Source organism: Mangrovihabitans endophyticus, from assembly GCF_014646155.1.
In the GTDB taxonomy this organism is placed as follows: domain Bacteria; phylum Actinomycetota; class Actinomycetes; order Mycobacteriales; family Micromonosporaceae; genus Actinoplanes; species Actinoplanes endophyticus.
Genome location: NZ_BMMX01000005.1, coordinates 102,426 through 124,338, shown reverse-complemented (window position 1 = coordinate 124,338; position 21,913 = coordinate 102,426). Strand labels below are relative to the sequence as shown.

The window sequence follows — 21,913 nt, the reverse complement described above, 5'->3', positions numbered from 1 at the left end:
CTCGCCGGACGCCCCCTAGCGGGTGACGACCACCGCCGACTCCGCGGGCAACTCCACCCGGTCGCGGTGCAGCACCGCGCCGGGCTCGGTCGCCAGCAGCACCGAGCGCGGCACCGCACGCAGGTTGATCGTCTGCGTGGTGGCGGACAGATTGGCGGCCACCAAGCAGTCGCCGCGCCGCACCACCACGTGACCGTCGCCGTGCCACACCTCGACCCGGTCCATCCGCGGATCGGACAGGTCCGGGTGCGCGCGGCGCAACGCGATCAGCCGCTTGTACAGCTCCAGCATCTCGGCATGTCCCGGCTTGCCCCTCTCGGACCAGTCCAGCTTGGATCGTTCGAAGGTGTCCGGGTCCTGCGGGTCCGGCACCTCCGCCTCGGCCCACCCGTGCGAGGCGAACTCCCGCCGCCGCCCGGTGCGGACCGCGTCGGCCAGTTCCGGCTCCGGATGGCTGGTGAAGAACTGCCACGGTGTGCCGGCCGCCCACTCCTCCCCCATGAACAGCATGGGCGTGAACGGCGCGGTGAGCAGCAGGGTGGCACCCACCCGCAGCCGCCCCGGCGAACAGGTCGCGGCGAGCCGGTCACCCACCGCTCGGTTGCCGATCTGGTCGTGGTTCTGCAGGTACGCGACGAACCGGTACCCCGGCATGGTGTGCCGGTCGATGGGGCGCCCGTGCCGCCGAGCGCGGAAGCTGGACCACGTGCCGGCGTGGAAGAACGCGCCGGTGAGCACCTGCTCCAGGCTCTCCAGCGAGCCGAAGTCGCCGTAGTAACCCTGCCGTTCGCCGGTGAGCATGGCGTGCAGCACGTGGTGCACGTCGTCGTCCCACTGCCCGTGCAGCCCGTAGCCGCCGGCCTCCCGCGAGGTGATCAGCCGCGGGTCGTTGAGGTCCGACTCGGCGATCAGCGACAGCGGCCGGCCCAGATGGGTGGACAGGCTCTCCACCTCGACGGCCGCCTGCTCCAGCAGATGGATCGCGGTGTGGTCGACCAGGGCGTGCACGGCGTCCAGGCGCAGCCCGTCGACGTGGTAGTCGCGTAGCCACGACAGCATGCTGTCGATGATGTAGCGGCGCACCTGGTCGGCGCCCGGACCGTCCAGGTTGACCGACGCCCCCCACGGGTTGCTGCCGGAGGCGCTCAGGTACGGCGCGAACATCGGGGCGTACGCCCCGGACGGCCCGAAGTGGTTGTAGACCACGTCCAGCAGCACCCCGAGGCCCTTGCCGTGCGCCGCGTCGACGAACCGCTTGAGGCCGTCGGGTCCGCCGTACGGCTCATGCGGCGCGTACCAGCAGACGCCGTCGTACCCCCAGTTCCAGCGCCCGTTGAACGCGTTGACCGGCAGCAGTTCGACCATGTCCACGCCCAGGTCGACGAGGTGGTCGAGCCGTTCGATGGCGGCGTCGAAGGTGCCCTGCGGGGTGAACGTGCCGATGTGCATCTCGTACAGCACCGCGCCGGGCAGTTGCCGCCCGGTCCAGTCACCGTCGCTCCAGGCGAAGGCGCCGTGGTCGTAGACCCGGCTCGGCCCGTGCACCCCGTCCGGCTGCCGGGGCGAGCGCGGGTCGGGCAGCGCAGTGTCGTGCCCGGACAGCAGATAGGCGTAGTCCGTGCCGGCGGCGGCCTGCGGCACGTCGAGGCGCCACCATCCGTCCGTGCCACGTTCCATGTCCCGGTCCTGACCGTCGATGCGCAACCGGACGGTCTTCTCCGGCGCCCACACTTCGAAGAGCGTCATTCCTTCACCAGCAGCGCGACAGGGTACGTACGGAGCAGATCGGCGACCGCGAGACGACTCCCGCCGTAGCTGGTGTTCGTGAAGACTTCCGTCCAGCTATGGCCGTCGAGCGACAGGGTGGTGTCGTGCCAGCCTCCGTGGCGTGACAATCCCACCGGCAGCCGGGTGGCGACCGCGACCACGCCACCGCGGTCGTACGCGAGCACATGCGGGCCGAGGCGACCGTCCGCGTACGCCGGCGTGTACGACCGGAACAGATCCGGCCGCTGCCGGCGCAACCGCAGGCAACGGCTGGTCACCAGCAACTTGACCGCGCCGGTGTCGTCCACCGGCGGCAGCCATCCGTCGTCGATGCGGCAGAGCATCTCGCGGCGCGCCGGGAAGTCGACCGGCCGCCGGTTGTCCGGGTCCACCAGCGAGAAGTCCCACAGCTCGGTGCCCTGATAGGTGTCCGGCACGCCGGGCATGGTCAACTGCACGAGCTTCTGCCCCAGCGCGTTGGACCACCCGGGTGAGGTGATCGACGCGGCGAACCCGGCCAGTTCCGCGTTCAGCGCCGGATCGTCGTAGATCCGGTCGACCATCTGCCGCAGCGCGGCCTCGAAGTCCTCGTCCGGCTTGGTCCACGAGGTCGAGACGCCGGCCTCCTTGGCCGCCTTCAGGGCGTACGCCTGCAGACGCTCCCGTTCGATCGGCCAGGCGCCGACCGCCGCCTGCCACACCAGGTGGGCCAGCGACGGGTCGGCCAGCGGATCGGTACGCACCCAGCGGCGCACCACCTCGGTCCAGTCGCCGGGCAGCTCGGACAGCACGGCGAGCCGGGCCCGCACGTCCTCGCTGCGCTTGGTGTCATGGGTGGACAGCGACGTCATCCCGTTCGGCCAGTGGCGCTGCTGATGCGCGGCGGCCTCGTGGAACTCGTCCGGTGTCACGCCGAACTTGCCCGGATCGTTGCCCACTTCGTTGCGGGCGGTGAACCGGGTCCAGCGATAGAACGCGGTGTCCTCCACGCCCTTGGCCATCACCGCGCCGGTGAACTGCTGGAACCGCTGCGCCAGCTCGTCTCCCGGGTCGCGCAGCCGGATCAGCAGCCGATCCAGTACCGGGATCAGCGAGGGTCGGCGCCGGCCCGCCTCGGCGCGTGCCTGGGCCAGGTTCCGCAGCCCGTGCGGCAGGTAGGACCGGTAGACCGGGAAGCAGGCGGCCAGCTCGGCCAGCGCGCGCGGTGCCCGCTCCACGTCCGGGACCAGCCGGGCCATCCGGTCCAGTTCGGCCGCGAGCATGGTCGTCGCGACCATCAACTTGGTCTCGTGCACCAGGTCCTGCCACGAGGTCTCACGGCCGGTGAGGTGGTGGTCCAGCGTGTCGAAGAACGCCTCGGTACCGGGGTCGACGAACGCGCCGCAGATCTCCGACATGGCGTCGTATCCGGTGGTGCCGGCGACCGGCCAGTCGGGCAGTTCCTCCCCCGGCTCCAGGACCTTCTCCACCACCAGCCACGCGTCCGGCGCGGCCTTGTGCAACCGGCGCAGGTATCCGCCGGGGTCGCGCAGGCCGTCCGGATGGTCCACCCGGATGCCCTGCACGGTGCCCTCGGCGTACCAGCGCAGGATCTCCGCGTGCGTGGCGTCGAACACCTCGGGGTCCTCGACCCGCAGCCCGGCCAGGTCGGTGATGGCGAAGAAACGCCGGTAGTTCAGTTCGGCGTCGCCGCGCGTCCAGTTCACCAGTTCGTAATGCTGGCGGTCGTGCACCTCGCGCGGCGTGCCGCCCAGTGTGCCGTCGGCGATCGGGTAGCGCTTGTCGTAATAGCGCAGTTCGTCGCCGTCGATGCGCAGTTCGTCGAGCGCGTCCGGGTCGTCGGCCAGCACCGGCAGCAGCACCCGGCCGCGGGACCAGTCGATGTCGTAGAACGCGGCGAACCGCGACTGCTCGCCGTGCTTGAGCACGTCCCACCAGGTCGGGTTGGCGGTCGGCGCGGCGATCCCGGCATGGTTGGGCACGATGTCCACCACCAGGCCGAGATCGCACGCCCGCAGGGCGGCGACCAGCTCCTGCCGGGCCTGCTCACCGCCGAGCGCTTCGCCGACCGCGCCGTGGTCGGCAACGTCGTAGCCGTGCTGCGAGCCGGGCGCGGCGGTGAGCAGCGGGGCGGTGTAGAGGTGCGACACCCCCAGTTCGGCCAGGTAGTCGGCGATCTCCGCGGTGGCTCTGAGGGCGAAATCGGGGCGGACCTGGATGCGATAGGTCGCCGACGGTGGAGCGGGCAGGGCAGGGGGATGGGGCATTAGACCGTCCTGTCCAAGACGATGAGCGAGCGATCCGGAACGATGATCATCGAGTTCGCCTCGACCACCGACGGACGGTCCGGCGACGGTTCGGCGGTCTCGATGACCTTCTCCCACTTCTCCCCGTACTCGGCCGGGGGCGTGGCGAACTCGATGGGCGCGTCGTGCGCGTTGAAACACAGGAAGAAGGAGCTGTCCACGTGACGCTGGCCGTACCGGCCGCGTTCCCGGATGCCCTCGCCGTTGACGAACAAGGCGACCGCCCGGCCGAAGTCGTTGCCCCAGTCGTCGCCGGTCATCTGACGCCCGTCCGGGGTGAACCATTCCAGGTCGGGTAGCGGGTCGCCGCCACCACGGGCGGTCACCGGCAGACCGGTGAAGAAACGCCGGCGCTGGAACACCTGGTGCCGGTGCCGGAACGCGGTCAGCTTGCGGGTGAACTCCAGCAGATCTTCGTCGGCGTGCTCCCAGTCGACCCACGCGATCTCGTTGTCCTGGCAGTACGCGTTGTTGTTGCCGCGCTGGGTGCGGGCCATCTCGTCGCCGTGGGAGATCATCGGGACGCCCTGGCTGAGCAGCAGCGTGGCCAGGAAGTTGCGCCGCTGCCGGGAGCGCAACGCCTGCACGCTGCGGTCGTCGGTGGGGCCCTCGACGCCGCAGTTCCAGGAGCGGTTGTGGCTCTCCCCGTCCCGGTTCTCCTCGCCGTTGGCCTCGTTGTGCTTGTCGTTGTACGACACCAGGTCGTGCAGCGTGAAGCCGTCGTGCGCGGTGACGAAGTTGATCGAGTGGAACGGCTTGCGCCCGTCGTCCTGATAGAGGTCGGCGGAGCCGGTGATCCGGCTGGCGAACTCGGCCAGGGTGGCCGGCTCGCCACGCCAGAAGTCACGGACCGTGTCCCGGTACTTGCCGTTCCACTCGGTCCAGTTCGGCGGGAAGTTGCCCACCTGGTATCCGCCCGGTCCCACGTCCCACGGCTCGGCGATGAGCTTGACCTGCCCGACCACCGGGTCCTGCTGCACCACCTCGAAGAACGTGGACAGCCGGTCCACGTCGTAGAACTCGCGGGCCAGGGTGGAGGCCAGGTCGAAGCGGAAGCCGTCGACGTGCATCTCGGACACCCAGTACCGCAACGAGTCCATGATCAACTGAAGGCTGTGCGGGCTGCGCACGTTCAGGCTGTTACCCGTGCCGGTGTAGTCCATGTAGAACTGCGGCTGGTCGTCCACCAGGCGGTAGTAGGTGCGGTTGTCGATGCCCTTGAGGCTCATCGTGGGCCCGAGGTGGTTGCCCTCCGCGGTGTGGTTGTAGACCACGTCGAGGATGACTTCCATGCCCGCGGCGTGCAGCGCCTTGACCATGCCGCGGAACTCCTGGGTCTGCTGGCCCAGCGAGCCGGTAGCCGAGTAGCCGTGGTACGGCGCGAAGAAGCCCAGGGTGTTGTACCCCCAGTAGTTGTGCAGACCCAGGTCGGCCAGCCGGTTGTCGTGCACGAACTGGTGCACCGGCATGAGCTCCAGAGCGGTCACACCGAGGCTCTTGAGGTGCTCGATGATCGCCGGGTGACCGATGGCCGCGTACGTCCCCCGCATGTCCCGCGGCACGTCCGGGTGCTGTTCGGTGAGCCCCTTGACGTGCGCCTCGTAGATCACCGAATGGTGGTACGGGATGTCCGGGCGGCGGTCGTTGCCCCAATCGAAGTACGGGTTGATCACCACACCCTTGGCCATGTGCGGCGCGGAGTCCAGGTCCGACATCTCATCCGGATTGTCGAAATGGTACGAGTACAGCGACGGATGCCAGTCGATGTCCGCGTCGACCGCGCGAGCGTACGGGTCCAGCAGCAGCTTGTGCGGATTGCACCGCAGGCCGCGTGAGGGGTCGTACGGGCCGTAGACCCGGTACCCGTACCGCTGGCCCGGCTCCACGCCCGGCAGGTAGGCATGCCACACGAAGGCGTCCTGCTCGTGCAGCTGAACCTTGCGCTCGTTGCCCGAGGGATCGAAGAGACAAAGCTCGACGGCCTCCGCCACCTCGGAGAAGATCGCGAAATTCGTGCCCGTCCCGTCGTACGTGGCGCCCAGCGGATACCGATGGCCAGGCCACACCTGCATGTTGTGCTCCCACTCCCTCGACAGATCCTCGCCGCGTCCACGCCCGGGGCCGTAGCGCAGTGGGGGCATCACTGCCCCACCTGCGGCCGGTTCAATCCCGCGTGGCCGCGTCAGCGGTCATTGTCACCGATGGCCCCGACGGCCGTCTGCGCGACTGTCCGGTTACCCGCAGATACTTCCCTCGATGAGGGGCCGGTGCGGACGCCCCGGGCCGGTGTCATCCGAGCAGGTGGTCGTCGAAACACCAGCGCCAGTCCTCGCCGGGTTCGAAGGAACGCATCACCGGATGCCCGGTGTCCGCGTGGTGCCCGGACATGTGCCGGCGCGGGGAGGAATCGCAGCAGGCGACCAGGCCGCAGGTCAGGCACAGGCGCAGGTGCACCCAGTCGGTGTGGCCGTCGCGTTCGCAGGCCGGGCAGCCCTGCCCGTACGGGGTCTGCGGAGCCGGCTCGGCGGCGTCCTTGAGGTGCTCGCAGGTCAATCTTCGCTCCGTTGCAACTGGGATTCTTCCAGGTCGAGATCGCGTTGGGCGCGGGTCAGCACCTCCTCCGGGATCCGGCCCTCGTTGCGCGCGAGTTTGAACACGTGACGCTCCGCTTTGATCATCTCTCGGCGCAACCGACCGTACGCCGCGGACGGCGTTTCCCGTTCCTGGCTGCCGAGCCGTTCCCAGGCGCCGTTGGCCCGGTTGTCCGCCAGCCCGCGCAGCCGCTCCACGACCGAGGCCGGCGCGCCGTCCGCGTGCTCCTCCAGCCGCCGCAGCGCCGCCTGGGTCGCCGCGTACTGCACGCTCGCCTCGGCGAGGGCGTCCTCGGCGCTGGAGTCCTCGCGCACCCCCGTCCGGCGGGCCAGAATCGGCAACGTGGTGCCCTGCACCAGCAGGGTGAGCACGATGATCGCGAAGGCGACGAACACGAACAGGTCTCGCGGGTAGCCGCCGGCCACCTGCGTGCCGGCCGGCAGCGACAGCACCGCGGCCAGCGTCACCACGCCGCGCATGCCGGCCCAGGCGATGACGGTGGGCACCGACGGTGGCGGGCGGTCCTCGCGGGCCCGGATCCGCGGGATCAGGCGGGCCAGGTACGTGGCCGGGTACATCCAGGCGAACCGGGCCGCCACCACCGTCGCGAACACCAGGCCGGTGACCGCCACGGTGGTCACCGCACCGGTCTCCAGGTCGCCCACGAGTTCCCGCAGTTGCAGGCCGACCAGCAGGAAGACCACGCCCTCCAGCAAGAAGATGATCAGCCGCCAGACCGCTTCCATCTGCAGCCGGGAGGTCGGCGACAGCAGGTACGGGATGCGGTGCCCCAGGTACAACCCGGCCACCACCACCGCCACCACGCTGGACGCCTGGGCCTCCTCCGCGACGATCACCACCACGAACGGCGTGAGCAGCGATACGGCGTCGTCCAGCAAGGCATCCGAGATCCGGCGGTGCAGCCAGGCGGCGCCCACCGCGGCGGCCATGCCGATCAGCAGGCCGCCGCCGGCGGTGAGCACCACCCGGCCGGTGATGTCCCAGAAGCCCACCGCGAGGCCGGTCAACGCGCCCGCCGAGACGCGCAGCAGCACCAGGGCGGTCGCGTCGTTGAGCAGGCTCTCCCCCTCCAGAATGGTCACCACGCGGCGGGGCAGGCCGATGCGCCGGGCGATCGCGGTGGCCGACACCGCATCCGGCGGGGCCACCACCGCGCCGAGCGCGATGCAGCCGGAGAGCGGCACCTGCGGCAGCACCGCGTGCACCACGAAGCCCACCACCAGCGCGGTGAACACCACCAGCCCGACCGCCAGCAGCAGAATCGGCCGCAGCGCCCGCCGGAAGGCCGGCACCGAGGTCTGCAGCGCGGCCACGTAGAGCAACGGCGGCAGGATGCCGACCAGCACCAGGTCCGGTTCGACGTGCACGTCCGGCATGCCCGGCAGCACGGACAACGCGAGTCCGGCGACCAGCAGCACGAGCGGCGCGATGAAGCCGAGCCGGCGCGCCAGCGCCGCCCCGAGCACGGCGATCGCCACCAGCACGACCGTGTCGACGATGCCTTCCATGACCGGAAGCTTAGAGCCTGCTCCACGGGCCCCGGCCGGGCGAAACCTCCCGTCCCGGCGCGACCGAACCGGACGGGGAGGTTCCTCAGGTGGTGCTCGTCACCAGGGAACGCGCCACCGTCGAGGCGCGGGTGCCGGCCCCGCTGTGCCGGGTCGCCACCGCGTCCACCGAGAACACGTAGCGGGTCTGCCGGTCCAGGCCGGGCACCGTGGCGCTCATCCAGCCGCACGACGTGCTCGGCTGCACCGTCACCCAGCCGACGTCGCGCTGCCGCCCGCCGGTCAGGTCCTGGCTGATCGCGGTCAGCCGGAACTCGATCAGGTTGGCGCCACCGACGTTGTACCAGGTGACCACGGCACTGGTCGGGCCCGGATCGACGTACGCCGTCTGGATCTTGTCGAACGCGAACATGTTCGGCGAACAGGTGGCGGTCGGGGTGGTCTCCGGGGTGGGCGACGCCGTCTCCAGCGGCAGGAACCCGGTCTCCACGGGATCCGGCTCGACGGCCGGGTAGCTGGGGCGCGGCGACGGCGTGGGGCTGCCCTCGGCGTACACCAGCCAGTTGTCGCCGCTGTTGCCGGTCGGCGCGGCGTCACCGGCCGCGGAACCGCTGCTCACGGGGCCGGCGGCGGGTGTGCCGGTGAGCGTGTCGACCACGTTGCAGCCGCTCAGCAGGAGCGGCGCCGCCAGCAGCATCACCCAGTTTCCGCGCCGCACCCGCCTCACCTCCCGCCGGTCGTGTCGCCACCGGGACCACATCGGTAGCCGGGCGGCGCATCTGAGCGGAATCGGCCGGAGCCCCGGCCGGCACGGCTAGCCTTCCGGCGCCGCGGTGCGATAGGTCTCCCGGGCCCGGCGGGCGAGGTCCTTGGTGGCCGCCGAGTTGACCCAGGTGCCGAGGATCACCGCGGCACCCGGAATGATCTTGGCGAACACCCGTTTCGCCGCGCGGACACCGGCCATCTGTGCCAGCTTGACGCCCAGTCGCATCACCACACCGCTGAGCGGGCGCCCGGCCGCACCGTCGAACAGCCGCGCGGCTCGCTCGCGGCCGGCGGCCACGCCCAGCGCCACGCGCGCCGTCTCGGCGCCCTTGTGCACCCTCATCAGCACGAGCAGCTCGGTGGCGCGTTCCGGGGCGGACGGATCGCGCCCGTACGCCGCGGCGATGTGCAGCACCATCCGGGACTGGGTCCAGGCCAGCACGCCGACGTCGGCCACCGCTCCGGGCAGGCCGGTAGCACCGGAGACGGCGCCGGACAGCCGGGCCAGGTTGGTGAAGCGGCGGACCGCCATCTGGGCCAGCGCCTCGGGGTCCGCGCCGGGCTGCGCGGACCGCATCCGCTCCGCCCACTGGTGCGCCTCGGGGCCGAGACGGCGCGCGGCCTCCAGCGCGAGATGCTCCGGTGCGTACTGCGGGTCGGCCTTCATCCTGGCCCACAGCGAGCCCGGCGGGCCGGTGGCCTCGGTGCCCGGCTCGTCGGCGGCCGGAGCTGCCGGTCCCACGGCGGCCCGGTCCCCCGCGGCCGCGTCCCCGGCAGCCGGGTCGACGGGTTCGTTCACGCGATCACCCCGAAAGCATCAAGCGGATCTTCACACCATTGTGCCGTGCCGATGCACGTGCAGGCGAACCGAACGCACATGCACGTGCCGCCCGGCGTGCCGCGCCGCGGCGGCCGGGCCTCCGGCGGCCTTCGCACGAGGGAGGGGGCGAGGGCCTTTCTCATGCGGGCGGGGCGAGGGTTCTCATGCGGGCGGGGCGAGGGCCGATAGGCGACACGGACGCGCAACCGCAGCGAGGAGTCGGCAGATGTCAGGTGGGCAAGGACAAGTGGCCCGGCCGCGTGTCACCCCGCTGCTGCTCGGCTCCGCCGCGTCCGTCCTGGCCGCCGTGGTGATCTTCGTCATCAACAGCCGGGCGCAGCTCACTCCGGTGTTGTGGGGCTGGCTGCCGGCCGTGCTCGGCACCGCCCTGAGCACGCTCGCCGCCTGGCGTACCGCCGCCGCCGACGGGCTGGAGGACTCCACCCGCCGGCTATGGCGCTCGATCGCGCTGGTCGCCGCCTTCGTGGTGATCGGCCTGGGCAGCGACGCGCACCAAGGCATCCGCGATCCCGCCCGCGACGTCCAGCGCGAGCACGACCCGCTCGCCACCATCGCGTACTCGCTGGCCATGGTGGTGTTGCTCTGGGCGCTGCTGCGGATCCCGCTGGGCGCCCGCCGGCAGCGCGAACGCACGGTCCGTTTCGTCCTCGACGCGCTCACGGTCAGCATCACGGCCGGCATCTTCGCCTGGTATTTCACCGCCGACGTCCGTGCCGCCGACAACTACGGGTCCGCCACGGTGCCGATGCTGCTGCTGGCCACCCTGGGGCTGATCGGCGGACTGGCCCTCATCAAGGTGGCGACGAGCGGGCTGGCCGGCCTCGACCTGGTGACGGTGCGCTGGCTGGCCGCCGCGGCGATCGTCGGCGCGGCCGGTGGCGCCGGGTTCCCCATGCTCGTCCATGTGCATCCGGGCATCAGCGGGGCACAGATGTTCGTGCCGGCGACCATGTTCTGCGTCACGCTGGCCGCAGACCGGCAGCGCCGCGCCGTCACCGCGCCGCGCGCCCCGAGGCGCCGTCGGCCGTTCAGCATGGTGCCGTACGCGGCGGTCGGCTCCACCGATTGCCTGCTGCTCGTGGTGGCGCACGCGTCCGGGCCGGCCGTCACCGCGGTCGCGGTGGCCGCGGTGGCGCTCACCGCGCTGGTGGCGTTCCGGCAGTTCGCCGCCCTGTCCGAAAACGCGCGGCTGCTGCGCCGCGTGGACGCCGGCCGCGAACAACTGCGGCACCAGGCCACCCACGACGGACTCACCGGGCTGGCCAACCGCGCCCTGTTTGAACGAGCCACCCGGGAGGCGCTTGCCGCCATGCCGGCCGACGGGGACGCCCTGTGTCTGGCCCTGATCGACCTGGACGATTTCAAGGCCATCAACGACCGTCTCGGGCACGCCGTCGGCGACGCCCTGCTCGTCGAGGTCGGCCGGCGGCTGGAGTCCTGCGTGCGCGACGGCGATGTGGTGGCGCGGCTGGGCGGCGACGAGTTCGGCCTGCTGCTGCACGGCCTGCGCCGGCAGGAGTCCGACGAGGTGCTGTCCCGGATCACCGAGGCGCTGAACCGTCCGGTGCACGCGCTGGGTTACGACCTGCTGACCGGAGCCAGCGTCGGTCTCGCGCAGACCTGGCCGGGCGCCGCCCCGCAGGAACTGCTGCGACGCGCGGACCTGGCCATGTACGCCGCCAAGGAACGCGGCAAGGGCCGGCACGCGATCTACGACGCTCAGCTCGAACACGATCGCACCGCCGACGCACAGCTCGGCGCCGAGCTGCGGCGCGCCCTGGACGGCGGCGAGTTCTCCCTCGTCTACCAGCCGATCGTGCGGTTGCCCGACGGAGAGTGGACCGGCTTGGAGACGCTGGTGCGGTGGCATCCGCCGGGGCGGGACCCGGTCAGCCCGGCCACGTTCGTACCGGTCGCCGAACGTACCGGCCTGATCGTCCCGCTCGGCGACTGGATCATGCGGTCCGCGCTGCGCCAGGCCGCCGCCTGGACCGAGCAGTTCGGCGCGGCCGTGCCGCACGAGATCGGGGTCAACGTCTCGGCACGCCAGTTGCGCGAGCCCGGCTTCGCCGGCGACGTGCGCGCGGCCCTGACCGAAACCGGCTTCGATCCCGAACGGCTGGTGGTGGAGGTGACCGAGACGGCCGTGTTCGACGGCGGCGCCGCCCAGGACACCCTGAACGAGCTCGTCTCGCTGGGCGTCCGCGTGGCGCTGGACGACTTCGGCACCGGACACTCCTCGCTCGGCCTGCTGCGTACCGTCCCGACCGACACGCTGAAGGTGGACAAGTCCTTCGTCGACGGCATCGGCAGCGGCTCCGAGGAGGCGGTGATCGCCACCGCGATGATCCAAATCACCGATGGCCTGCACCTGAAGGCGATCGCGGAAGGTGTGGAGACCGCGGAGCAGGCGCAGACCCTGCACCGCATGGGATACCGATTCGCCCAGGGCTACCACTTCGCCCGGCCGTTGTCGGCGGAGCAGATCACCCGGCACCTCGCCGAGGCACCCGCGACCATGCCGGTCTGACCCCCACCCCTCCCCCGCTGCGCCGCGCGATGGTGGAATGGGAGGCGCCCGGCGCGTGTTGTAGACGGTTACCCGCTCGCGCGGGCGCACGACAATCGAGGAGGTCCGCAGCGTGCTCGACCCACAGGGGCTCTACGAGTTGGCCGACGACCTGCCTGCCCTGGACGGCCCGGTCCTCGTCCAGGCGCTCACCGGTTTCGTCGACGCGGGCAGCTCGATTCAGCTGTCCCGGGACCACCTGCTGGAGCAGTTGCCCGGCCGGGTGATCGCCACGTTCGACCTGGACCAGTTGCTCGACTACCGTTCCCGCCGACCGCCCATGATCTTCGTCGCCGACCACTGGGAGAGCTACGAGCAGCCCAGCCTGGCCCTGCACCTGCTGCAGGACCAGCAGGGCACACCCTTCCTGCTGCTCGCCGGGCCGGAGCCAGACCTGCAATGGGAACGTTTCATCGCCGCGGTGACCGGCCTCATCGACCGGTTCGGGGTCCGTCTCACGGTGGGGTTGAACGCGATTCCGATGGCCGTCCCGCACACCCGCCCGGTGAGCGTCACGGCGCACGCCACCGACCGCGCCCTGCTCGGCGAGCACGAGTCGTGGCTGCAACGGGTGCAGGTGCCGGCGAGCGTGGGAAACCTGCTCGAATACCGGCTCGGCCAGGACGGCCGGAACGCCATGGGGTACGCCGCGCACGTCCCGCACTACCTGGCCCAGACGGCCTACCCGGCCGCCGCCGAACTGCTCGTCGACTCGGTCGCCCGGGGCACCGGCCTGGTGCTGCCGACCGGCACCCTGCAAGAGGCGGCGGCCCTGGTGCGCGACGAGGTGGACAAGCAAGTGGCGGACGACGAGCAGGCCGGCCGGCTGGTCAGTTCGCTGGAGGAGCAGTACGACGCATTCCTGCGCGGCCGCACCGGAAACCTCCTGGCCGACGAGCCGGGGTCGCTGCCCAGCGCCGAGGAACTGGGTGCGGAGCTGGAACGTTTCCTGGCCGAGCAGTCCCGCGACGAGCAGTAGGCCCGCGATGCTGCGCGCGGCGTCATGACGGCGCTGCGCGCGGCTTCATGAATTCGAGCACCGTGCGGATCTCCGCATCCCAGTAACTCCATTCGTGACCGCCCGGACCGAACGCGGCGTCGATCGGCACCTCGGCCTCCCGGCAGGCACGCACGAACCGTTCATTCTGCGCCAAGGTGTGGTCTTCGGTGCCGCAGCGCAGCATCAGGCGCGGCAGCACCGCCGGGTCGGCCTGCGCTACCAGGTGCATGAGATCGTCGCCGCCGCCCGCCAGATCGTCGGTCCACACCGTGGCCGCCAACCGTTGGATGTGCGGTCGCCTGTCATGCTTCTGCACGTGGGCCGCGTCCAGCGCGCCGGACAGGCTCGCCGCAGCGGCGAACCGCTCGGGCTGACGCAGCGCCCACTTGAACGCGCCGTAGCCACCCATCGACAGGCCCGCGACGAACGTGTCCTCCCGGCGCGCGGACACCCGGAAGAACCGCTGCACGATCGCCGGGAGTTCCTCGGACAGGAAGGTCCAGAACCTCATCCCGTACGCCTGATCGGCGTAGAAGCTGCGATGGACCTGAGGCATCACCACCGCAAGGCCACGCTCGGCCGCGTACCGCTCGATCGAGGTGTACCGCGTCCACGCGGTGTCGTCATCGGTGAGACCGTGCAGCAGGTAGAGCAGCGGCGGCGGATCATCGCCGGCGCGCCCCGAGACGCCGATCTGCGCCTCGCCCGACTGCGGCAACAGGACGGTCATGGAGGTGCTGAGCTCCAGGGCCGCGGAGAAGAAGTCGCAACGGATCAACGCCATGGCCCGAGTATGGCCGACAACCCTCCCGCCCCGTCCCACCCGGCGGGCTCTCGGCTGTGGAATTCGTGCGGGCACGCTGCGGCTTTCATGGCGATCCCCCGGGCACGAACCGCGGGGTCGTCATGGGTCGATCCTCCGATGAGTCACAGCCGCGATCATGCTGCCGAGGCGACCAGCCGGCGCAGCGACGCGAGGGCCGGCGGACCCCACGTGGGTTTGCCGCCGGGGCTGCCGCGTCGGCCGGCATCGGCGATGAACAGGCTGCCCATCGCACGCCAGACGGCCCACCCGCGGGCACGGCGCCAGGTCGCGGCATCCTCGGCCGGCCGGTACGCCGTACGGAAACGGCGGATGCCTTGGTCGTCCAAGAGTGTCCAGCAGGCGGCCATGTCGCAGGCCGGATCACCCGCGCACAGATCGCCGAAGTCGACTATTCCGCACAGGCCGCCGTCCTCGGTGAGCACATTGGCGGGGTGCAGATCTCCGTGCAGCCAGAGCGGCGGCCCGGCCCAGCCGGGGGCGGCGAGCGCGTCCTGCCAGATCGTGCGGATGCCGCCCGGGTCGGGAATCCATCCCCGCTGCGTCGCCGTCGCCAGACCGTTCTCGACGCCGTCGGCGACCTCTGTCAGCGCCCCTCCCCTGCCCTGTCCCCGCGGCGCCCCGTTCGGAGCCGGCCGGTTCAGGGCGGTCAAGAACGCGGCAAGCGCATCGGCCGACGACGAACCGCGGGTGGCGGGCGCGAGGTCGGCGGGCACGCCCGGAACCCAGGTGGTGACGATCCACGGACGCGGGAAGCGCGGCGAAGGTTCACCCAGCCGTTGCGGAACGGGAACTCGCAACGGCAGGCGGGGGGCGAGCACGGGCAGCCATGCGTTTTCATGGCGCAGCGACGCGTCCGCCGCCCCGTCGTCGGCGGCCCACGGCAGCCGGACGGCAAGGTCGTCGCCGAGGCGCCACATCTGGTTGGCCCACCCCCGCGCGCCGAGCGTCACGGGGCGGTCGGCCAGGTCCGGATGCTGATCGCGCAACAGGTCGCGCACCAGCTCGGCGGTCACCGTAGCGTTCCCCGCAGTGGCCCCGTCGGTCTCCAGAGTCATGCCGGCATCGTGTCACGCCTGTGCCCGCGTGGACTCGACGTGAATCGCCGGGCAGACTCCACAGCGGAGTGCGGTCTCATGGACACATGGACGAGCCACGCGTGGCGGATTGGCGGGCGGTGCCGATCGGCGACTTCGCCGACCTGGTCCGGCGTCATGTCGGCACCCCGGCCGGGCGCCCGCCGGTGCTGGCCGTCGACGGACGAAGCTCGGGCGGAAAGACGACACTCGCGGACCGGCTGGCTGCGGTGACGCCGGGAACCGCGGTTGTGCATACCGATGACGTCGCCTGGTGACACGCGGCGTTCGACTGGGTGGACCTGCTCGTGGACGGAGTGCTGACACCGGTGCGGCGCTCCCCCGGCATAGCCGCTCTCTGCGACCGGCGGGTCAGAACGGCGTGAAGTCCTGGAACGCCGGTTCGAACGGCGGATCCGGAAGCCGGACGGCTCGGCATCGACGGACAGCCTCGGCCGCGGCGTCGCCGCCGAGGTGCTCGATGCTTCCGGTGTGGAAAGCCTCCGGGAGCTCGGTGAACCCCAGGTTCCGCTCGTAATACCGCACCGCGGCCCGGACAGACGGGTGGTGGTCATCGTCGAGAAGGATCAGACCGCCCGGCTTGACGATCTTGCGGAGGAAGTACAGGTCGACGAAGACCTCGTGGAATCGGTGACTGCCGTCGATGAAGGCCGCGTCGGCGACGAGGCCGTCCGTGACGAGCCGGGCTAGCGCAAGCGAGGAGGGCTCGGCGACAAGCTCGGCGAGGGAATCCAGTCCGGCGGAACGCAACAGGTCCCATCCCACGTTGTTGAACACCTGCTGCTGGAACGGGTCGATCACGATGTGACGAGGGTGCGGCGCGGCCACGGCCAGCAGCGCCTCTCCGACGGCGAGCGCGGAGCTCCCGTACGCGAGACCGATCTCCACGACCGTCTGCACCTGTTCGGCGATCAGGAGGTCGCGAAGGCGGTCGCCGTCGTGCTCAGGCAGGGCCACGGTCTCGAAGTCGCGCTCGGGTCCGCGCGTCCAGGCCGGTCCTTCCCGGGCGAGGCGGCGGCGTACGTCCCGGACTCGCGTTCTGCCCTCTGCCGTCATCCGGCAAGTGTTCCAGGTCAATTGGGCAGACGGCGGAGATCGCGTCGCCGCCTTTCATCTGGCCCGGCCCAAGGTCACGGTGCGGGTTCCGGGTGCGAAGTCACTGAAGGACTGTTGCCAGGACTCACCGGGCCAGTAGTACGTCACACGGCCCTCGACGGGCCGGTAGCGGGCTGTGTGTAGAGCGTTCTCGACCCGTTACCTCTCGGTGTGCTTTAGCGAGCACACGGTCGGTAGTCCTGCCTTGCGGTAGGACGGTCCCGGTCTGACCGGCGGATGCCGTGCCGGGTTCACGCTTCGTCGCCACCTGCCCGCGTACGCGGGTCTTCTGGTCGGCTTCACGTGCTGCCACCGGGCCACTCCCGGCGGTGTCGGACTCAGCCGCGAGTGCGGCCAGGTTGAGTGCGGCGTTGCGGTCGCGGTCGATGACCAGCCCGCACGCCTCACACTGGTATTCACGCTCGTGCAGGGCCAGCTTGGTTTTCACCGTGCCGCAGCCCGAGCAGGTTTTCGAGGACGGATACCAGCGGCCGGCCACGAGCAGCCGGCCACCGTTGCATCCGGTCTTGTACGCCAACTGACGCCGAATCTCCGCGAAACCGGCGTCAGCGATGTGCCGAGCCAGTCGCCGATTCCGCAGCATGCCGGTGACGTTGAGATCTTCCACCACGACCGTGCCATGTGTGGTGGCGAGCCGGTTGGTGAGCTTGTGCAGACCGTCGCGGCGTAGGTTCGTCACCCGGGTATGGGCGCGGCCGAGCCGGGCCGCGGCGCGTTCCCACCGTTTCGACGGACGGCGGCCGGAGCGTCGGTCGGGGCCGGTCTTGCGGGACAACGCACGGTCCAGCGACCGCATCCGCTGCTGCGCTGCAACGAGGTGGCGGGGGTTGTCGACCAGCTCGCCGGTGGACAAGACCGCGAGGTGCTTGATCCCGACGTCCACCCCGACAACCGACCGTGGTCGGGCCGGGGCGCGTTCGGCGCGCTCGACCTCGACGGTGAACGACACCTGCCAGCGCCCGCCGTCACGCCGCACGGTCGCGGACATGATCCGGGCCGTGCCCGTGTCCAGGCGGCGGGCCAGTTTCCGGGCCGACTCGTGCAACTTCAACCGGCCCAGCCTCGGGAGCACGACGTGCATCCGGTCCGGCTCGACCCGGATCGCGCCGGTGGTGAACCGCACCGACGGGGTGCTACGGCGGCGGGACTTGAACCGCGGGAATCCGACAGGCCGGCCCGCCCGGGTGCCTTTGCGGGAGCCGGCCCAGTTCTTCAACGCGCGCGCGAGGGCGTCGAGGCCGGTGTTGAACGCCTCTTTGGACACCTCGGACCACCATGGCGCAACTTCTGGCTTCGCCTGGTTCCACGCCTGACGCAGCCCTGCGAGGGACCAGGACAGCGACGGCGTCAACAGCTCGTCCGGCACGCCGTAGGAACGCTCCGCGGTTCGCTGGTCCATGACCGCCTTGACCCTCGCGAGCGCCCAGTTGTGGGCGACCCGGGCCGCCCCGGCGTGCGCGAGCACGCCGCGTTCCTGGCCGGGATTCAGGTCCAGGGCGAACCGGTACGCCTGGATCGTCTTCACGCCGGGCCGTTTTCGGTGGCGGCTTCGACGGCGCGGCGGGCACGGTTCGCCGCGGCACGGCGGCCGTACAGGCGGGCACACAACGACGTCAGGATCTCAGTCACGTCGCCGACCAGGTCGTCATCGACCCCGGCCGGGTCCACCACGAGTAGACGGCGGCCCTGGGCGGTCAGCGCGGCCTCGACGTACTCGGCCCCGAACCGGGCGAACCGGTCCCGGTGCTCGACCACGATCGTCGTCACGGCCGGATCACGCAGCAGGGCGAGGAACTTCTCCCGGTGACCGTTGACCGCGGACCCGACCTCGGTGACCACCCGGTCGACGCCGAGTTTCCGCCCGGTGGCCCACACGGTCACCCGGGCGACCTGCCGGTCCAGGTCCACCTCCTGGCCGGCCGACGACACCCGGGCATACACCACGGTCTGCCCGGATTCAGCCGACGTCGCGGTAACCGGTTCTCCGACCATGATCAGGCGGCCGATCCGGTACGTGGGAACGGGCAGCGTTCCAGCCGCGTACTGCCGCCGAGCGGTGATGTACGCGATACCGGTCGACGCCGCCCATTCCTTCAAATTCACGCGAGCATCATAGCGGCCTTAAGAGCGCCAAAGACGCACGACACGGCAACAGCTAACTCCCCCGGATCCGGGTTGGGAATGTGGCCGCCGTCGATTAGTATGTATGTACGAAAAGGGCCGCTGAGCTGCTGATCTTCAGCCCTCTTCGGTGCCTGGCCGCCCATCGGCCGCCCACGCACGGCTCTGCCCGGCGGCAGAGTGAGGAGACTGTCGTGACCACACCCGTCCTGCCGGAACCGACCGCCTCGATCCCGCCCTATGCCACCATGCTCGGCTTCACCCGCTACGTCGCTCGCACCGGGCCGGCCAAGGCCACCTTCGTCGGTGGTCTGCGCCGCCAGCGCGAACGCGGCTCCGGCTTCAACCCGCACGGCCAACTGGTCAAGGCGCTGAAGGCGGACATCGCCTTCCACACCGGCGGCAGCTACCTGGCCGCCGTGCCGGATCTGGTCAAGCCTCGGTGGAAGCCGCTCTACCAGGCACTCAGCGCCGGCGCCACGACGTACCTGCATTCCCTCGGCGATCCCGCCACCGGCATCGACCTGGCCCAGACACGCGATGCGCTCGCCCTGGTCGGGCCGCTGGCCGTCAAGATCAACCCCCACTTCGGCTTGCGGTACGACGATGGCCGCCGTGCGGCCGTCCGACTGCACTTCGACGAGGAGCCCCCCTGTGCCGAGGCCGCCACCGCGATGATGCACCTGATGGACCGGCACATGGATCAGATTCTGCCGGGCGCCGAACCGGTGCTTGTCGACGTGCGTCGCGGCGCCGTCCGCCGCCTCGACCCCACCGCCCGGCCCGGCGACGTGGAGCGCTGGTTGACCGGGGAGGCGGCGGCCTTCACGGCGATCTGGTCCGCGGCGGCGGCCTGAGCAACCTCGGGAGACATCCCGGCCGTAGCTCGTGGATGTCTCCCGCCGTATCGTGGGCGTCGCCATGAGCGAACCCATCAGCCTGTCCGCGGAGCGGCCGATACGTACGTTCCATCCGCGCCGCGGACGGATGAGTGGGCGCCACGCCGACGCCGTCGACGCGCACTGGGCACGATTCGGCCTGACCATCGTCGACGGCGACCGCCGGCCGTTGGACCTGGACCACCTGTTCGGCCGGAGCGCCCCGCGGGTGCTGGAGATCGGGTTCGGGATGGGCGATGCGACAGCCGCCATGGCCGCCGCCGACCCGGACCGGGACTTCCTCGGCATCGAGGTGCATACCCCCGGCATCGGCAACCTGCTGGCGCTGATCGGCGAACGCGGCCTGCGCAATGTCCGCGTGGCGCGGGGCGACGCCATGGAACTGGCCGGTCGGCTCGCCCCGGCCAGTCTGGCGGCGGTGCACGTGTTCTTCCCGGATCCGTGGCCCAAGGCGCGTCACCACAAGCGCCGCCTGATCAGCCCCGCCAACGTCGCGGTGCTGCGGGAGCTGCTCGCCCCCGGTGGCGTGCTGCGCTGCGCCACCGACTGGCCGGATTACGCCCGCGCGATGACCCGCACCCTGGACGGCGATCCGGGGCTGCGAGCCATGCCCGAGCCGGAGGCCCGGACGCTGCCGCCACGCCCGCGGACGAAATTCGAGCAGCGTGGCGCGCGGGCCGGCAGGCCGATCGCCGACCTCCCGTACGAGCGGGTCTGAGCTGGGCGTTTCTGCGCCACCGAGGACTGCCCGAGCCGTAGTCTGAGTGACGGAGGTCGGGCCGATGGGACAAATCGACCCCGGCCCCGAGGCCGGGTCGGCGGAACACGTAGCGACGGGCGCGAAGGACGCCGAGCATGACCGGCAACGCCTGTTCCTGGACGCGGTGCTGGACAGCCTGCACGACGGCGTCACCGCATGCGACGCCGCGGGCCGGATCGTGCTCACCAACGCCCGCATGCACCGGCTCTGGGAAGGGCTGCCACCGCTCGCCGGCACGGACGGCGACACCGTGGTGGACGGCCTGTGCGACCGTGACGGCACACCGTTGACCGGCGCCCGTCTCCCGCTGTTGCGCGCCTTGCGGGGCGAGCGGTTGCGCGACGAGGAGCTGGTGCTGCACGCCGGCACCCGGCACACCCGCCACTACCTGGCGCACGCCCAGCCCATCGTGGGCCCGGACGGCACGGCGATGGGCGCGGTTCAGGCGGTTCAGGACGTGACCCGGCGGCGACGCGCGGAACGCTTCCGCACCTGCGAACTCGCGGTCACCACCGCGCTGGCCGCCGCGCCGAGTGTCACCGCCGCCGGTCCGCGGGTGCTGGCGGCCGTGGGCGGCACCCTGGAATGGGCGCATGCGGAGCTGTGGCTGGTCGACGACGCGGCGAAGGTGCTGCGTCCGGCGGCGTCGTGGAGCGCGACCGGATGGCAGGCCGACGTCGCGGTGCCGGACGAGCTCGGGTATGGGCAAGGGCTGGCCGGACGCGCATGGCAGGCAGGCAAGTCCCTGTGGATCCGCGACGTGGGACGGCCGCAGAGCCTGATCTCCCAACGCACCGCCGCGGCGGCGCAGTTGCACACCGCGCTGGCGATTCCGGTGCGGCACGGGCCGGAGCCGCTGGGGGTGCTCACCGTGTTCACCGACGCGGTGGAGGATCCGGAGGACGAGGTGGTCGCCCTGCTCTCCGGCATCGCCGCGCACATCGGCCAGTTCGTGGAGCGGCGGCTGGTGGAGGACTTGCAGCGGCAGCTCGCACGCAGCCGGGACGAATATCTGGCGCTCATCGGGCATGAGCTGCGCACGCCGCTGACGTCCATCAGCACGTACGCGGAACTGCTGCGCGAGATGGACCCGGCGGTGCTCGCCGCGCAGGGCCCGCAGTTGCTCGAAGTGATCGAGCGCAACACCGGCCAGCTTCGCCACATCATCGATGAGCTGCTGGAACTGGCCGCGCTGGACACCGGGCACGCGGCCATGGCGATGGCGCCGGTGGATCTGGCCGACGTGGTGCGCGAGTCGGTGGAGTCGGCGCGCGCGGCCATCGAACCGAGCGTGCTCCAATTGTCCGCCGAGGTGCCGGAGAAGCTGGTCCTGGCGGGTGACCGGCGGCGGCTGCGGCAGATCATCGACAATCTGGTGGGCAATGCGGTCAAGTACAGCCCGGACGGGGGGCGTGTCTCGGTGACGCTGCGGCCAGTGGGCCGGGCGGCCGAGCTGGTCGTGTCGGACACCGGCATCGGGGTGGCGCCGGAGGAGCGGGACAAGCTGTTCACCCGGCTGTACCGCACCAGCCGCGCCCGCGACCGGGCGATTCCCGGCACCGGGCTGGGCCTGGCGTTGAGCCGGGCGGTGGTGCAGGGGCACCGCGGGACGATCGAGCTCACCGAGCATGAGGGGCCGGGCACCACGGTGCGGGTCCGGCTGCCGCTGGACGCCGCCCGATGAGCGACCGCCCGCGCCGGGCGGGGCACGCGCCCCGCCCGGCGTGC

18 protein-coding genes are annotated in these 21,913 nt (G+C 71.2%); 6 read left to right on the top strand and 12 right to left on the bottom strand.

All coding sequences use genetic code 11. The features are described 5' to 3' along the window. Positions 1-15: 15 nt before the first annotated feature. The 7 genes from treZ to IEY73_RS09495 form a co-directional block, all read right to left on the bottom strand. Positions 16-1,746: a malto-oligosyltrehalose trehalohydrolase gene (gene treZ, locus IEY73_RS09525; protein ID WP_189078755.1), complete on the bottom strand. Its 1,731-nt coding sequence runs from the start codon at positions 1,744-1,746 to the stop codon at positions 16-18. After that, positions 1,743-4,034 (bottom strand): malto-oligosyltrehalose synthase, encoded by a 2,292-nt coding sequence (gene treY, locus IEY73_RS09520; protein ID WP_189078754.1) that lies wholly within the window; start codon positions 4,032-4,034, stop codon positions 1,743-1,745. The genes treZ and treY overlap by 4 nt, the downstream gene beginning before the upstream one ends. After that, positions 4,034-6,145, bottom strand: coding sequence for a glycogen debranching protein GlgX (gene glgX / locus IEY73_RS09515; RefSeq protein ID WP_189078753.1), 2,112 nt, complete (start codon positions 6,143-6,145; stop codon positions 4,034-4,036). Before glgX ends, treY begins: the two co-directional genes overlap by 1 nt. Positions 6,146-6,362: 217 nt before the next feature. Then, a complete protein-coding gene (locus tag IEY73_RS09510) occupies positions 6,363-6,626 on the bottom strand; it encodes a UBP-type zinc finger domain-containing protein (protein ID WP_189078752.1) in 264 nt (87 codons plus the stop codon). Next, entirely contained in the window at positions 6,623-8,194 is a 1,572-nt protein-coding gene (locus IEY73_RS09505) for a Na+/H+ antiporter (RefSeq protein ID WP_189078751.1), read from the bottom strand. The genes IEY73_RS09510 and IEY73_RS09505 overlap by 4 nt, the downstream gene beginning before the upstream one ends. 85 nt (positions 8,195-8,279) lie before the next feature. Beyond that, positions 8,280-8,912: a hypothetical protein gene (locus tag IEY73_RS09500; RefSeq protein WP_189078750.1), complete on the bottom strand. Its 633-nt coding sequence runs from the start codon at positions 8,910-8,912 to the stop codon at positions 8,280-8,282. 96 nt (positions 8,913-9,008) lie between these two features. Next, on the bottom strand, positions 9,009-9,701 hold the full coding sequence (locus IEY73_RS09495; RefSeq protein ID WP_229715718.1) for an EcsC family protein: 693 nt from the start codon (positions 9,699-9,701) through the stop codon (positions 9,009-9,011). Between the two features lie 304 nt (positions 9,702-10,005). On the opposite strand from IEY73_RS09495, the gene IEY73_RS09490 reads away from it, so the two are divergent. Then, entirely contained in the window at positions 10,006-12,330 is a 2,325-nt protein-coding gene (locus IEY73_RS09490) for a putative bifunctional diguanylate cyclase/phosphodiesterase (protein ID WP_189078749.1), read from the top strand. Positions 12,331-12,442: 112 nt separating this feature from the next. Then, on the top strand, positions 12,443-13,348 hold the full coding sequence (locus tag IEY73_RS09485; protein WP_189078748.1) for a proteasome assembly chaperone family protein: 906 nt from the start codon (positions 12,443-12,445) through the stop codon (positions 13,346-13,348). A 22-nt stretch (positions 13,349-13,370) separates the two neighbouring features. On the opposite strand, the gene IEY73_RS09480 is transcribed toward IEY73_RS09485, so the two are convergent. Beyond that, positions 13,371-14,153, bottom strand: a complete 783-nt coding sequence (locus IEY73_RS09480) for an alpha/beta hydrolase (RefSeq protein WP_189078747.1) — start codon at positions 14,151-14,153, stop codon at positions 13,371-13,373. A gap of 155 nt (positions 14,154-14,308) precedes the next feature. After that, positions 14,309-15,250: an aminoglycoside phosphotransferase family protein gene (locus IEY73_RS09475; protein ID WP_189078746.1), complete on the bottom strand. Its 942-nt coding sequence runs from the start codon at positions 15,248-15,250 to the stop codon at positions 14,309-14,311. Between the two features lie 86 nt (positions 15,251-15,336). On the opposite strand from IEY73_RS09475, the gene IEY73_RS09470 reads away from it, so the two are divergent. Continuing rightward, on the top strand, positions 15,337-15,546 hold the full coding sequence (locus tag IEY73_RS09470) for a hypothetical protein (RefSeq protein WP_189078745.1): 210 nt from the start codon (positions 15,337-15,339) through the stop codon (positions 15,544-15,546). A gap of 94 nt (positions 15,547-15,640) precedes the next feature. Here the strand turns inward: IEY73_RS09470 and IEY73_RS09465 are convergent, their stop codons facing one another. The 3 genes from IEY73_RS09465 to IEY73_RS09455 form a co-directional block, all read right to left on the bottom strand. After that, positions 15,641-16,345 (bottom strand): class I SAM-dependent methyltransferase, encoded by a 705-nt coding sequence (locus tag IEY73_RS09465; protein ID WP_189078744.1) that lies wholly within the window; start codon positions 16,343-16,345, stop codon positions 15,641-15,643. Between the two features lie 124 nt (positions 16,346-16,469). Continuing rightward, positions 16,470-17,930, bottom strand: a complete 1,461-nt coding sequence (gene tnpB / locus IEY73_RS09460; RefSeq protein WP_229715699.1) for an IS607 family element RNA-guided endonuclease TnpB — start codon at positions 17,928-17,930, stop codon at positions 16,470-16,472. Next, on the bottom strand, positions 17,927-18,508 hold the full coding sequence (locus IEY73_RS09455) for an IS607 family transposase (RefSeq protein ID WP_189078743.1): 582 nt from the start codon (positions 18,506-18,508) through the stop codon (positions 17,927-17,929). The genes tnpB and IEY73_RS09455 overlap by 4 nt, the downstream gene beginning before the upstream one ends. A 266-nt stretch (positions 18,509-18,774) precedes the next feature. On the opposite strand from IEY73_RS09455, the gene IEY73_RS09450 reads away from it, so the two are divergent. The 3 genes from IEY73_RS09450 to IEY73_RS09440 all read left to right on the top strand — a co-directional run bounded on the left by IEY73_RS09450 (position 18,775) and on the right by IEY73_RS09440 (position 21,869). Next, complete coding sequence (locus IEY73_RS09450) at positions 18,775-19,383, top strand: hypothetical protein (RefSeq protein WP_189078852.1); 609 nt, start codon at positions 18,775-18,777, stop codon at positions 19,381-19,383. A 64-nt stretch (positions 19,384-19,447) separates the two neighbouring features. After that, positions 19,448-20,143 (top strand): tRNA (guanosine(46)-N7)-methyltransferase TrmB, encoded by a 696-nt coding sequence (gene trmB, locus IEY73_RS09445; protein WP_189078742.1) that lies wholly within the window; start codon positions 19,448-19,450, stop codon positions 20,141-20,143. 64 nt (positions 20,144-20,207) lie between these two features. Further along, positions 20,208-21,869: a PAS domain-containing sensor histidine kinase gene (locus IEY73_RS09440; RefSeq protein WP_189078741.1), complete on the top strand. Its 1,662-nt coding sequence runs from the start codon at positions 20,208-20,210 to the stop codon at positions 21,867-21,869. Positions 21,870-21,913: the final 44 nt, after the last annotated feature.

Excerpts from the sequence above, each read along its gene's own strand:
- treZ (WP_189078755.1), bottom strand. The coding sequence starts at position 1,746 with ATGACGCTCTTCGAAGTGTGGGCGCCGGAGAAGACCGTCCGGTTGCGC.
- treY (WP_189078754.1), bottom strand. The coding sequence starts at position 4,034 with ATGCCCCATCCCCCTGCCCTGCCCGCTCCACCGTCGGCGACCTATCGC.
- glgX (WP_189078753.1), bottom strand. The coding sequence starts at position 6,145 with ATGCAGGTGTGGCCTGGCCATCGGTATCCGCTGGGCGCCACGTACGAC.
- IEY73_RS09505 (WP_189078751.1), bottom strand. The coding sequence starts at position 8,194 with ATGGAAGGCATCGTCGACACGGTCGTGCTGGTGGCGATCGCCGTGCTC.
- IEY73_RS09490 (WP_189078749.1), top strand. The coding sequence starts at position 10,006 with ATGTCAGGTGGGCAAGGACAAGTGGCCCGGCCGCGTGTCACCCCGCTG.
- IEY73_RS09480 (WP_189078747.1), bottom strand. The coding sequence starts at position 14,153 with ATGGCGTTGATCCGTTGCGACTTCTTCTCCGCGGCCCTGGAGCTCAGC.
- IEY73_RS09475 (WP_189078746.1), bottom strand. The coding sequence starts at position 15,250 with ATGACTCTGGAGACCGACGGGGCCACTGCGGGGAACGCTACGGTGACC.
- IEY73_RS09470 (WP_189078745.1), top strand. The coding sequence starts at position 15,337 with ATGGACGAGCCACGCGTGGCGGATTGGCGGGCGGTGCCGATCGGCGAC.
- IEY73_RS09465 (WP_189078744.1), bottom strand. The coding sequence starts at position 16,345 with ATGACGGCAGAGGGCAGAACGCGAGTCCGGGACGTACGCCGCCGCCTC.
- IEY73_RS09450 (WP_189078852.1), top strand. The coding sequence starts at position 18,775 with ATGCTCGGCTTCACCCGCTACGTCGCTCGCACCGGGCCGGCCAAGGCC.
- trmB (WP_189078742.1), top strand. The coding sequence starts at position 19,448 with ATGAGCGAACCCATCAGCCTGTCCGCGGAGCGGCCGATACGTACGTTC.
- IEY73_RS09440 (WP_189078741.1), top strand. The coding sequence starts at position 20,208 with ATGGGACAAATCGACCCCGGCCCCGAGGCCGGGTCGGCGGAACACGTA.